This is a genomic window from Flagellimonas sp. 2504JD1-5, assembly GCF_053618295.1.
Map to the genome: position 1 here is coordinate 374,234 of NZ_JBSIOU010000002.1, position 12,729 is coordinate 386,962.

General features: G+C 39.2%; 14 protein-coding genes. 5 read left to right on the forward strand and 9 right to left on the reverse strand.

Annotation, left to right across the window (positions count from 1 at the left end; all coding sequences use genetic code 11):
• The first annotated feature begins 27 nt into the window (after positions 1-27).
• The gene (locus ACULLG_RS11100) at positions 28-324 is read left to right on the forward strand and encodes a hypothetical protein (RefSeq protein WP_452126858.1); all 297 of its coding nucleotides are present in this window, start codon (positions 28-30) and stop codon (positions 322-324) included.
• 123 nt (positions 325-447) lie between these two features.
• Here the strand turns inward: ACULLG_RS11100 and ACULLG_RS11105 are convergent, their stop codons facing one another.
• From ACULLG_RS11105 to ACULLG_RS11140, 8 genes are all read right to left on the reverse strand, one after another.
• Positions 448-2,697, reverse strand: coding sequence for a TonB-dependent receptor (locus tag ACULLG_RS11105; RefSeq protein ID WP_452126859.1), 2,250 nt, complete (start codon positions 2,695-2,697; stop codon positions 448-450).
• Between the two features lie 37 nt (positions 2,698-2,734).
• Positions 2,735-3,070, reverse strand: a complete 336-nt coding sequence (locus ACULLG_RS11110; protein WP_452126860.1) for a hypothetical protein — start codon at positions 3,068-3,070, stop codon at positions 2,735-2,737.
• Between the two features lie 54 nt (positions 3,071-3,124).
• Entirely contained in the window at positions 3,125-3,640 is a 516-nt protein-coding gene (locus ACULLG_RS11115; protein ID WP_452126861.1) for a DUF6787 family protein, read from the reverse strand.
• Positions 3,641-3,670: 30 nt separating this feature from the next.
• Positions 3,671-4,129 (reverse strand): DUF6146 family protein, encoded by a 459-nt coding sequence (locus ACULLG_RS11120; RefSeq protein WP_452126862.1) that lies wholly within the window; start codon positions 4,127-4,129, stop codon positions 3,671-3,673.
• Positions 4,130-4,197: 68 nt separating this feature from the next.
• The gene (locus tag ACULLG_RS11125; protein ID WP_452126863.1) at positions 4,198-4,839 is read right to left on the reverse strand and encodes a DUF937 domain-containing protein; all 642 of its coding nucleotides are present in this window, start codon (positions 4,837-4,839) and stop codon (positions 4,198-4,200) included.
• Between the two features lie 53 nt (positions 4,840-4,892).
• Positions 4,893-5,843 carry a D-2-hydroxyacid dehydrogenase gene (locus ACULLG_RS11130; RefSeq protein ID WP_452126864.1) on the reverse strand — a complete coding sequence of 317 codons (951 nt, stop codon included), beginning with the start codon at positions 5,841-5,843 and terminating at the stop codon, positions 4,893-4,895.
• Positions 5,844-5,849: 6 nt separating this feature from the next.
• Positions 5,850-6,914, reverse strand: coding sequence for a 3-phosphoserine/phosphohydroxythreonine transaminase (gene serC, locus ACULLG_RS11135; protein ID WP_452126865.1), 1,065 nt, complete (start codon positions 6,912-6,914; stop codon positions 5,850-5,852).
• 115 nt (positions 6,915-7,029) lie between these two features.
• Complete coding sequence (locus tag ACULLG_RS11140; RefSeq protein WP_452126866.1) at positions 7,030-8,076, reverse strand: acyl-CoA reductase; 1,047 nt, start codon at positions 8,074-8,076, stop codon at positions 7,030-7,032.
• Positions 8,077-8,166: 90 nt separating this feature from the next.
• Between ACULLG_RS11140 and ACULLG_RS11145 the strand changes: the two genes are divergently transcribed.
• On the forward strand, positions 8,167-8,520 hold the full coding sequence (locus tag ACULLG_RS11145; RefSeq protein ID WP_452126867.1) for a 4Fe-4S dicluster domain-containing protein: 354 nt from the start codon (positions 8,167-8,169) through the stop codon (positions 8,518-8,520).
• Between the two features lies 1 nt (position 8,521).
• Here ACULLG_RS11145 and ACULLG_RS11150 read toward each other — a convergent pair whose 3' ends face one another.
• Complete coding sequence (locus tag ACULLG_RS11150; protein ID WP_452126868.1) at positions 8,522-9,298, reverse strand: agmatinase family protein; 777 nt, start codon at positions 9,296-9,298, stop codon at positions 8,522-8,524.
• A gap of 109 nt (positions 9,299-9,407) precedes the next feature.
• On the opposite strand from ACULLG_RS11150, the gene ACULLG_RS11155 reads away from it, so the two are divergent.
• The 3 genes from ACULLG_RS11155 (at position 9,408) to ACULLG_RS11165 (ending at position 12,723) form a co-directional block, all read left to right on the forward strand.
• Complete coding sequence (locus ACULLG_RS11155; protein ID WP_452126869.1) at positions 9,408-9,536, forward strand: hypothetical protein; 129 nt, start codon at positions 9,408-9,410, stop codon at positions 9,534-9,536.
• 137 nt (positions 9,537-9,673) lie between these two features.
• Positions 9,674-10,768: a redox-regulated ATPase YchF gene (gene ychF / locus ACULLG_RS11160; RefSeq protein ID WP_452126870.1), complete on the forward strand. Its 1,095-nt coding sequence runs from the start codon at positions 9,674-9,676 to the stop codon at positions 10,766-10,768.
• 101 nt (positions 10,769-10,869) lie between these two features.
• The gene (locus tag ACULLG_RS11165) at positions 10,870-12,723 is read left to right on the forward strand and encodes a DNA topoisomerase IV subunit B (RefSeq protein WP_452126871.1); all 1,854 of its coding nucleotides are present in this window, start codon (positions 10,870-10,872) and stop codon (positions 12,721-12,723) included.
• Positions 12,724-12,729 lie beyond the last annotated feature (6 nt).

Consider the following 12,729-nt stretch of genomic DNA (forward strand, 5'->3'; position numbering starts at 1 on the left):
CTCAATTCGATTTCCTATTTTTCATCGATGGGAAAGGAAAAAGACCCCAAGTACAAACATTTATTACTGGGATTGTTATTCGACGGAATAGGAATGTTATCATTTGCCATTCCGGGAATAGGGGAGTTTTCCGATGTTATCTGGGCTCCCGCAGCGGGTTGGCTTATGACCCGTATGTACAAGGGAAAAGTAGGGCAGGCAGCTGGTATATTTACTTTTGTGGAAGAACTTGTGCCGGGTATGGATATTATTCCATCATTTACATTGATGTGGCTGTACACCTATGTCCTGAACACCAAAAAGGGCGACAAACTACTAGATTAATTTATGGATTATTTTGAAGTTGTCATTCAAGTCAGGTCGAGCGCAGTCGAGACCAATCCATAAATTCGAATTGTAAGACTTCTCGACTCCGCCCGAAGTGACATTAAAAACGATTCTTCAATCTTATAATGGAATGCTCAGATTGAGTGCGATGTTGCGTCCAATATTGGCAATGCCATCAGTTTTCAAACGCGATAGATGTGAAATATAGTTTTTGTCAAAAAGGTTGTTTCCGCTGATTTTGAATCCTACGGGTTGATTAAAAACCTTTAACTCTCCTCCAATACCCATGTTAAACAAAGCATAACCCGGAGTACTTGTTTCAAATTCCCCCACTTTGTTTTGGTCAAAAACTGACTGTAATGTGATAAAAGCATAGCTTTTGGTTTTTAAGCCCTTTGGTGAATCCCATTCGACACGTAGTGTATTATTCCATCGATTTGCAGGAATCAAGGGTAGGGGAGTATCGTCTTTTAACTCTCCGATTACCAAATCAAAACTGCTTTCGTAATGAAGCCAATCCAAAGGATGGGGGTGAAAATGTATTCCAAATTCCCCTCCGTATAGCGTAGCATCTTGCTGTGTATATAAAAACACTGGGTCTTCATCCACAAATTCCCCATTGGGTTCAATGAATATAAAATTATCAACGCTGTTCAGAAAAGCGTTGGCATAGACTTCAACATGTTTATTCTCGTACTCAAGGGCCAAGTCAATCTGGAAATTCTTTTCACTTTCCAAATTAGGGTTGCCAATTTCAAAACGATTTGTACCCTCATGTGTTCCATTGGATGTCAGTTCGGATAAGTTTGGAGCTCTAAATCCTGTAGCTAGGTTTATTCTTGCCAAGACATTTTTAGACAGGTCCACTCTATACCCTGCGGCCAGGTTAAAATTTGTATAGTCTTTACTAATGGCATTTATAAAGCCTTCCTCACCTTGTATTCCATTTTGTTCGCCATTTATAGAACGAAGGTCATAACGTACACCCAGTTGCAAATCACTTTTATTAAAATGAATGTGTGAAGTGGCCAAAATTCCAAAATCGTTGGTAATCGCGTCAGGGATCAATACTTCCTCACCAAAATTCTCATTTTTCTGATGCATTCCCTGGACACCAAAAATTGTGGTGATATTTCCCCATTGTGGATTAAATTGAAGGTTGTAGTTAAAAGTGCTCAACTCCATAAATAAGGCGGGGCCTTCTTCCTCTTCTTCTTCTTCTTCTTCTTCTTCACCATGATGATGTTCTTCAAATTCCTTTCTGTCATTAAAAGTGTATCCAAAAATGGCCTGTAAACTTGAATTCTTTAAAAAGAAATTGGTCTTGGAGCTCAAAATATGAGATTTGATTACCTGATTGGGTAACAATGGAGTGCGGTCCCTGTTTTGTTCCCCAATTTCCTCAGGAATACCCAAATCTGAATCATTGAAGTTGTATCTAAGCTCCGTTTTAAATTTGGTGGACTGATATCCCAGTCCTGTTTTAATATCGGTTTCCTTGAATCTTGAATTTGTTACCTTAACATCATTACCAGTAACATAGTCAGCATTGGAATTATAGGCGCCCCTGACCAAAAAACGAAACTTTTCACCTGAAGTTTTAAACCCTGCGTTGGTTCCGTAACCTGCAGTGTTTGTCAAGTAATTTAGATTAATATCCCCCGAAGTGTTGTTTGGCAGTTCAAAACTTTCAGGATTCAAGTACAAAACACCACCAAGGGCATCCGAACCATACAATAATGAAGCTGGACCTTTGATAACCTCAACACTGGAAATACCTGCATCGTTGATTCCTAGGCCGTGCTCGTCACCAAATTGTTGGTTTTCCAAACGTACTCCTTGTGTATAGACCACTACACGGTTAGAACTTAATCCACGAATAACGGGTTTCCCGATTCCAACACCTGTGGAAACAGTAGAAACACCAGGTATATTAGTGATTCCGTCCGCAAGTGTAATGGCGCCATTGCTTTTAAGTTCAGCAACGGTTTTTTGCTCCACTTTCATCACATTTTCACGTTGCAATTTGTGAAAAGGAGTGGAAAGTACAACTTCGTCAATTTCAATGGCGGAAGGAGTCATTTGAAAGCTGAACTGATTTTCACCATGGATTAAGTTAACTTCGGTGGAATGTGTCTCAAACCCTAGATAGGACACGATTAATTTGTATTTACCTTCCGGTAATTTTGTTATAGTATAAGCGCCGTTGTCCTCGGTGACAGCACCTTTTTCAAGTTTTGGTATATAAACAGAGACACCCGATAACGGTTCTCCATCTTCGGAATTGGTTATTGTGCCCGAAATTGTGTTTTGGGCATAAAAATATAATGGACACAATGCCAATAGCACTGCAGTATAAAGCTGTTTCATTGTATAAATAATAAGTTATTGAATTCTTACTTGTGATCTATGAAACATTGGGAGGTCCCCTGAGCTTTAACTGCTCTTTCTTGTTTTGGTTAAGAAGAAATGAATAAAATGTACTTGGTGAATCAAAAGTGATGGTATCTAAGGAAGAAAAATCAACAGAGGTAAAAACTACTTTTGATACGGTATTGAAATCCTGAAAATCACAATCAAAATCTATATGATGGATATGATTGGTTCCTTGGGAAACACAACGTTCCTCCTTTGAATGTCCATGTAGGGCATGGGCCAGTTTTATTGCTGAAGGTGTTAGCAGCCCAATAACAAGTAGAAGGGATACAAACGAAGCAAACCGTTTTGGAAGAAACGAAATCATAGGTTGCAAAGGTAATCGAGACCTCTTCTTTAATTGTGTTAAAAAAAACATAAACTAAGGAAAGAGAAAGCCAAGCCCCATGCGTTTCAACATTTTCTTCTCAAAATTCCAGAAAAATTGAAACTGACCAAATAACCAGCCAAAGCATACCAAAAGCACCTGGTAAATAGGGAAAATGAGCAAAATTCTAAATGTCCAAAAAATCCACCCGCTAACATTCCCCTTCTGAATTCCCAGAAAATCGGTAAATGGTCCGGCTAGCTTACCCGAGACACTTCCCGTAATGGCAAACACGATAAAAATGGCTATCATTTCCCAGCGCTGTTCAACAGGCCACTTATTTTTTAATTTTTTAAAGCACCAAAGAAAAAAACGAATCATTGCAAAATAGAACACGGCCCCGACTCCCAAGGTAAAAACCCATTCAAGAGCGGTGTTGTTAAGATTAAAAAGATGTAAAAGACGTCTCGCTATGATATAGGCAGTCAATAAAACCAGTACGGCGCCAAAAATGGGAAAGAAATACTGCCAGTTTTTAGTAATATCCCAACGTCTCTTTATTTTTTCCATCCAATAAAATTCGACGGCTAAAATAGCACATTAAATTCTAGGAAGAAAAGGTCCTAACCTTTGATTGTACTTTCGTTGGAAGTAGATAAAATAATTATACAGCTTGTAATTGACCTCATACCCGTAGTCTATGTTGGGGTCATAATCAATTTGAAGCTCATACAGACTTGGGTTAAACCGCTGGGGCTGCAACACCCTTTGGTTCCAGCTTATTACCAGTAACCTGTTTCTATTTTCCAGAAAACTTTGGGAATAATACCCTTCTGGTCGAGCAATGCTCTGCAGCCATGTAAAAAAACCGGGTTCGATGATTATTATTTCATATTCGGTCTTTTCATCTTTAATCTCTACTTTTTCTTCGCTATTTGAATTGAAAACAGCCTGTTCATCTGTTGAAATGTCTATTGCTTGTTTTTGTGAGGTGCAGGACAGCAACATGCCCACTATCAAAATAGCCGTAAACCCCTTGTATAAATCTCTCTTTTTCATAACATTAAGATACAAAAAAAGCCATTTGGACTAACAAATGGCCTTGTTAAATAACGTTAAGCTCTTATTTATTTCCCAAAGAGTCCACCCAAGAGTCCACCAAGACCGCTTTTTTTGCGTCCACTACTATTGAGTACCATTCCAGCCAAATCATCAACCACACTTCCATCGCCATCAGAGTCTAAGAAGGTTTCAATTAGTGATTGTTGCTTTCTAGCGGAACTGCCACCACCCATTAATCCACCTAAAAGGCCACTGAGGGCATCTGGACTGTTTACTTTTTGTTGTCTTGTTTGTTTTCCCAAATATCCGAGTAGGATAGGGGCTGCGATTTTCAAAATTTGGGAGATGGCACCAGCATCAATCCCAGATTTGCTGCTTAGTGCATTCTCCACCTGTGGTTGTTTTGCACCAAATACGTGTCCTAATATTCCAGCTCCATCATCCATTACGCCTTTGTCCACACCACCTCCGAAAAGACCTCCTAAATTGTCCAAAATACTGCCATCATGTTTGGATGAAAGTGCATTCATTAATCCTTCAGCTCCATTGGACGTGGAAGCATTTCTTTTCATGGCGCCCATCAACAGGGGCATGGCCATGCTTAAAACATCGGCTGTTTTATTTTCAGGTTGCCCAGTTTGACCAGCTACTCCACTTATTAATTGTTTGCCCATTGGGCTGTTCAATAAATCTAATAATCCTGACATTTTATAGTGTTTAGTTTAGAATGACAATGTACAAAAAAGAAAAAGCTTAGAATTTACTTTAACAATTTGATGATTTGATCTGCCAACTCCAAACCTATGCGATTTTGGGCCTCTTTTGTAGCGGCACCAATATGTGGAGTCAATGAAATTTTTGGATGCATCAAAATACGAATTTCAGGGTTTGGCTCTGATTCAAAAACGTCCAAACCGGCAAATGCTACCTTTTCGTTTTCCAGGGCATCTACTAGGGCAACTTCGTCAAGAACCCCACCACGTGAGGCATTGACTACTCCAACACCTGTTTTCATCAGATCAAATTCCCTTTTGCTCAATACATAATTTTTTTGTGCGGGTACATGGACACTTACGAAGTCTGAATTTTTTAAGACAGAATCAAAGTCATGGTTGTCCAATTCAAATTTTACAGATTGGCCATCATAAAAAGAAACTTCCAGGCCGACATTTTCAACAATTGGATCGTGGAAAATCACTTTCATACCCAATCCAAGCGCCATTTTGGCGACGGCTTGACCTATACGTCCAAAACCGACAACTCCAAGGGTCTTTCCTCTTAACTCGGAACCTCCGGCATAGCTCTTTTTGAGTTGTTTGAACTTGCTATCGCCTTCCAAGGGCATATTTCGGTTTGAATCGTACAAAAATCGAACTCCACCAAACAAATGGGCAAAAACCAATTCGGCTACAGATTCTGATGAAGCAGCTGGAGTATTGATGACATGTACACCTTTTGATTTTGCGTAGGTCACGTCGATATTGTCCATACCAACGCCACCACGACCAATCAGTTTTAGGCTTGGACAAGCATCGATCAATGATTTTCTTGCTTCAGTGGCACTTCGCACTAGCAAGGCACTAACATTATTAGTATTGATAAAATTTTCGAGTTGTTCTTGAGCTACTTTTGTTGTTATCACTTCAAAACCTTTGGATTGAAGTTTGTCTATTCCGGATTGGGCGATACCGTCGTTGGCTAATATTTTCATGGTTTGTTATCCTTTCTTTTCCAATTCACTCATAATATCAACCAGTACACCAACACTTTCCAAAGGAAGTGCATTGTACATGGAAGCTCTATACCCTCCAACTGAACGGTGACCATTGATTCCATTGATTCCAGCTTCTTTACATTTTTCATCGAAAATTTCCTTCAGTGTTTCATCCGTAATATTAAAGGTGGCGTTCATGTTAGAACGGTCTTCTTTCGCTGCAAATCCAGAGAAAACCGGATTCAGTTCGATTTCGGAATATATAAGATTAGCCTTTCGCTCATTAATTTCTTCGATTGCCTCAATTCCTCCCAAATCCTTCAACCACTGCATGGTAAGCATGGACACATAGACCGCAAATACAGGTGGAGTATTGAACATACTGTCTTTACCAGCATGAACAGCATAGTCTAACATGGAAGGAATTTTTCTAGATACTTTTCCTAAAATATCCTCCTTAACTATAACCAATGTTGTTCCCGCTGGACCCATATTTTTTTGAGCTCCAGCGTATATCAAATCGAATTTTGAAAAATCCATTTGACGTGAAAAAATATCGGAGCTCATATCACAGACCAAGGGAACATTGGTTTTGGGGAATTCCTTTATCTGTGTGCCAAAAATGGTGTTGTTGGATGTAAGGTGTAGGTAATCTAAATCTTTTGGGATAGTATAGCCTTTGGGTATATAGTTAAAATTTTGATCTTGAGAAGAGGCTACCTCTTGAATATCCCCAAATAATCTCGCCTCTTTTATGGCCTTAAGGCTCCAGGTTCCTGTATTTACATAACCTGCTTTTTTCTCAAGAAGATTGTAAGCCGCCATTAAAAATTGTGTACTGGCACCTCCTTGAAGAAACAATGCTTGGTATCCTTTGCCTTCAAGACCCAAAAGTTCCAAAGCCAAGGAACGCGCTTTCTCCATAATGGCAACAAATTCTTTGCTCCGATGCGAAATCTCTATTAATGAGAGTCCTATACCATCCAGTTCAACAACCGCTTCAGCCGCTTTTCGCATTACTTCTTGTGGCAAAATACAGGGGCCGGCACTAAAATTATGTTTTTTCATGTGTTCGTTTAAAAGGGTCATTATTGCAGGATTGTTGAGGGAAATCCAACAAGCTTGTTTTTAATTAAGCGATAAAGGTCTTAAAAAATCTTGGATATGAAAACAATCATTTTGGCTAAAGTTCCAACAGGAATTTCATGGTGTCAACACCATCTGCGTAGTCATCCAATTTAGGTTTTTGGGTTTCCCCAAAGGCAATTTCATGGTCGAACATTCCATGGGAAACGATACATTGAATATCTTCTTCACTCTTAACCAATTCTTGTTTTAAAACTTCCTCTGAATCATAAAATTCATGAAACAGAGAGGCAATGGGAGAGGAAAAACTTTCATCTTCCTTTAAAATCAGAAAGCCATTATCCAGAATTTTGAACTCGCTCATCAAATAAACAGCCTTGTTATAATCATAATTGTTGGCGTATTTGGTATGATTGATGATGTCCTTAAAGTTGAACAAGGCATTGAAGAGCTGGTCGAAATCATAATTTTTAGGCACAAAAATTTTGGAGACATTTCTACACCCCAATCCCCAGTACCTAAAAATATCCTCTCCCAAAGCTTTTAGCTGTTCTTCTGACTCATTTCCGGTGAGCACGGCCACAGCATTCCTGTTTTTTCGAATAATATTTGGCTTTTTACCAAAGTAGTATTCAAAATAACGGCTGGTATTATTGCTTCCAGTGGCGATTACGGCGTCAAACTGTTCAAACTTCCCATCGGTAAATTTAATAGCATCCTTTAATTCTGGTTCTTGTTGAATTAAAAAATCAGATAAAAATGGAAGCAAAATTTTATCATTTGAAGACGTTTTAGCAAGGACCTTGTGGCCTGAAAGCAAAATGCAAATAAAATCATGAAAACCAACCAGTGGAATATTTCCTGCCATTACCACAGCAATGGTCTTAGGCTCCGTTAATTGTTTTAAAGTATACCTAGATGTCCATTGTGTTAAACTGCTCTTTGTCAAAAGAGAAGACCAATGGTTCAGTGCATGAATGAGATTTTCTTGAGTGAACCATGAATTCTGTTGTCTGGCTCTGGTTAATGCCTCATTTAGTGACAAAAACTCCGTTTGGGAATCGGAATTGTGATTTTCACAAAAATCCTTGAGATAATTTCCAAGTTTAACAAAAGCTTTCAATCTTTGGTTATCTGCCGTCATTATATTTGTACACTAATTTGGTAGGGTTTATTTTTGTCCCCCAAAAGTAAGCATGCTGAACTGATTTCAGTATAAAGGAAAAGGAAAATTATGGCAATTATCATAACAGACGAATGCATCAACTGTGGAGCTTGTGAGCCAGAGTGCCCTAACACTGCGATATACGAAGGTGCTGATGAATGGAGATATAGTGATGGCACCTCTCTAGAGGGAGATGTTGTTTTACCTGATGGCAAAGCTGTCAATGCAGATGAAGTACAGGAACCCGTTAGTGATGAGATTTATTATATAGCACCCGATAAGTGTACAGAATGCATGGGCTTTCATGAAGAACCGCAGTGTGCGGCAGTATGCCCTGTAGATTGCTGTGTTCCCGATGAAGACAGGGTGGAATCTGAGGAGATTCTTCTTGGAAAACAGAAATTTATGCACCCTGATGGGTAAGTTAGAGCATTTTAACAGCTATTTCCTTAAATAATTTTGCACACACCATAGCGGTCATATCATTGATGTCCCTAGTTGGATTGTACTCAACAATATCGGCACCCACAATTGGAACTTTAATTTCTTGAATAATATCCAGTACTTGTCTTGTGCTTAAACCTCCGGGTTCGTGATGTGAAACTCCCGGAGCAAATGCAGGGTCCAGAGCATCCATATCCAAAGAAAGGTACAGCGGATTTTCGAATTTTGGCATTCTGAAAGATTGAAAGTCCTTCATCTCACAGATCTTCACACCAAACCTTTTGGCATTTACTCTTTGGGTATCGTTCAAGGTGCGGATGCCAACTTGAAACAAATTTTCAGCAAGTCCATTTTTCATGATGTTATAAAAAGGGCAGGCATGGGAATAAGGGTCGCCTTCAAATTTTTCATATAAATCCCCATGCGCATCAATATGTAAAATATCCAGCTTTCCATGTATAGCATAAAATGCTTGGATTATTGGAAAAGTTATGGAATGGTCACCACCAAGAGTGATAACAGGATTTCCAATTTCTAGCTGTTTTGATGTTGTCTCAGAGATATCAAAATAATTTTTTATAGTGTGGTCGCCGGTGTCCTCGAATAACTCTGGGGTTATAAGCGTACCATCCTCGGCACAATAGTTGGCGGAGTTACTGTGATACGCTGTTCGGATTAGAGGAGGAGCTAAGCTCGGACCTCTGAGAAAAGAGGATTTTTCATCATAAACGATTCCCTGAATTGTGATTTTACCCATAGCCCAAATTTAAAAATTGAAAGTAAGGATTGTTTGTTAATTGTCCATTTGAGAAAGATTATATCCTGGTATTTCTTGTTACTTTTGCCTGATCATTGTAAACCAATCAATGGAAGAAAAGGAAAAAGAGTATAGTGGATTTTGGAAAAATGCGGGCTGTATTCTTTCTGTGGCGGCAATTTTTGGCATCATGGTGGTCATTATACTTGCCGTTTATATGTTGATAAAAGGATTTTAGCTTCATAAAACATAGTTTCCCATATAAAACTTCAGCTTATATTTGCAGCCGGAAAAATCAATGAACAATTGTCAATGCTCAGTAAACAGAAATCTTCGAATTCTGACTACTGAAATCTAACATCTAATATCTTTTTAATGAAAGCTGGTATCGTAGGATTGCCCAATGTTGGAAAATCAACACTTTTTAATTGTTTATCCAATGCAAAGGCGCAAAGCGCAAATTTCCCGTTCTGTACCATTGAGCCTAACATTGGAGTGGTCAATGTACCCGATCCGAGATTGGAAAAATTGGAGGAGTTGGTGAATCCCGAAAAGGTTATTCCGGCCACGGTTGAGATTGTCGATATTGCTGGTTTGGTCAAAGGAGCAAGTAAAGGAGAAGGTTTAGGCAATCAGTTTCTGGGAAATATTAGAGAAACCGATGCTATTCTTCATGTACTGCGATGTTTTGACAATGATAATATAGTGCACGTGGATGGATCAGTGGACCCGATGAGGGATAAGGAGACCATTGATATGGAACTGCAGTTAAAGGATTTGGAAAGCGTAGATAAAAAATTGGACAAGGTAAAACGTGCTGCCAAAACCGGGAACAAAGAAGCGCAAAAAGAAGAAGCTGTCCTGAATATGTTGAAAGAAGGGTTAGAAGCGGGCACTTCTGTTCGTGCAATTGAAATTGATGATGACAACCGACTGGAATACGTGAAACCCTTGCAGTTGATTACGGATAAACCGGTGATGTACGTGTGTAATGTAGATGAAGGAGCCGCCGTGGAAGGCAACGACTATGTGGAAAAGGTGAAAGCAGCTGTGGCCAATGAAAATGCAGAAGTCATTTTCTTAGCTGTTGGTACTGAAGCTGATATCACGGAGCTGGAAACTTATGAAGAACGCCAACTTTTCTTGGAAGATTTGGGATTGACCGAACCTGGCTCGGCAAAGCTTATTCGTGGCGCATATACATTATTGGACTTGGAAACCTATTTTACCGCGGGTGTAAAAGAAGTTAGAGCCTGGACAATTCCTGTTGGCGCTACCGCTCCGCAGGCAGCAGGTGTTATCCATACCGACTTTGAAAAAGGCTTTATTCGCGCAGAGGTTATTTCTTATGAGGACTATGTCAACTACGGTAGTGAGACCAAAGTAAAAGAAGCTGGTCGCATGCGAGTGGAAGGAAAGGAATATATCGTGAGAGATGGCGATGTGATGCATTTTAGGTTCAATGTTTAGCAGAATATAGGTATATCAACAGTATTTGTTGATTACTTTCCATTGTCCACACTTTTATTTTTAGCTCTAAATTTTATATTAGCGAGGATTAACCCTTACTAATGGCAGAAACCAAGTATACAGAAGACAACATTCGTTCGTTGGATTGGAAGGAGCATATCCGCATGCGTCCTGGAATGTATATAGGTAAGCTTGGCGACGGCTCTTCAGCCGATGATGGTATCTATATTCTCCTTAAGGAGGTTATTGATAATTGTATCGACGAGTTCGTAATGGGAGCCGGTAAGACCATCGAAATCAATATCAAAGAAAATATTGTCAACGTCAGGGATTATGGTCGGGGGATTCCACTGGGTAAAGTAGTAGATGTGGTGTCAAAAATGAATACCGGTGGAAAATATGATACCCGAGCTTTTAAGAAGTCGGTTGGATTGAATGGGGTGGGGACCAAGGCTGTGAATGCCTTATCCAATTATTTTAAGGTGGAATCGAACCGCGACGGCAAATCAAAATCAGCCGAATTTCAGGCAGGAAACTTGGTCAATGAAGAGCTTTTGGAGGAAACTTCCAGAAGACGGGGCACCAAAGTTAGTTTTACACCGGACGAAACTATCTTCAAAAAATTCAAGTACAGAAATGAGTATGTAGAACGCATGCTCAAGAATTATGTGTACCTGAATCCAGGATTGACCATTGTTTTTAATGGTGAAAAATTCTTTTCAGAGAATGGTTTAAGGGATTTATTGGAGGATAACAATAACCAAGAAGATTTTCTATATCCAATAATTCACTTAAAAGGGGATGACATTGAGGTAGCCATTACACATAGCAGAACACAGTATAGCGAAGAGTACCACTCATTTGTAAACGGACAGCACACCACTCAGGGAGGAACACACCAAGCCGCCTTTAGAGAGGCTATTGTAAAAACCGTCCGAGATTTTTATGGGAAAAACTATGATGCTTCAGATATTAGGAAGTCGATAATTTCTGCCATTTCTATAAAAGTAATGGAGCCAGTGTTTGAAAGTCAGACCAAGACCAAACTTGGTTCAACAGATATGGGTGGAAAGTTACCTACCGTACGCACATACATCAACGACTTTGTTGGAAAATATCTTGATAATTTCTTGCATAAAAATCAAACTACCGCTGAAGCAATTCAGCGCAAAATCGTGCAAGCGGAAAAAGAACGTAAAGAACTGTCAGGTATTCGAAAGCTTGCTCGCGATCGTGCCAAAAAAGCAAGCTTGCACAATAAAAAATTACGTGATTGCCGTGTGCACCTTCAGGATATGAAGAAGGACAGAAGGCTGGAATCTACATTGTTTATCACGGAGGGAGATTCCGCTTCAGGATCAATCACCAAATCAAGGGATGTAAATACCCAAGCAGTCTTTAGTTTGCGGGGCAAGCCTTTGAATTCCTATGGAATGTCCAAAAAGATTGTATATGAAAATGAAGAATTCAATCTTCTACAGGCAGCACTTAATATCGAGGAGTCAATGGAAGACCTTCGGTACAATAATATTGTAATTGCTACGGATGCAGATGTGGATGGAATGCACATAAGACTCCTATTAATTACATTCTTCTTGCAATTTTTTCCTGAGTTGATAAAAGAAAACCATCTGTATATTCTTCAAACACCTCTTTTTAGGGTTCGAAATAAAAAGGAGACCATTTATTGCTATAGTGAAGAGGAGAGAAGAAATGCAATTCAAAAACTCACAGGAAAACCAGAAATAACAAGATTCAAAGGATTAGGTGAGATTTCTCCGGATGAGTTCCAACATTTTATAGGTGATGATATCCGTTTGGAACCGGTGATGTTGGATAAAGCCATGAGTATTGATAATCTGTTGAAATTTTACATGGGTAAAAATACCCCTGACCGTCAAGAATTTATTATAAAAAATCTTAAAGTAGAACTTGATTTAATAGAGGAAAACTAACTATAA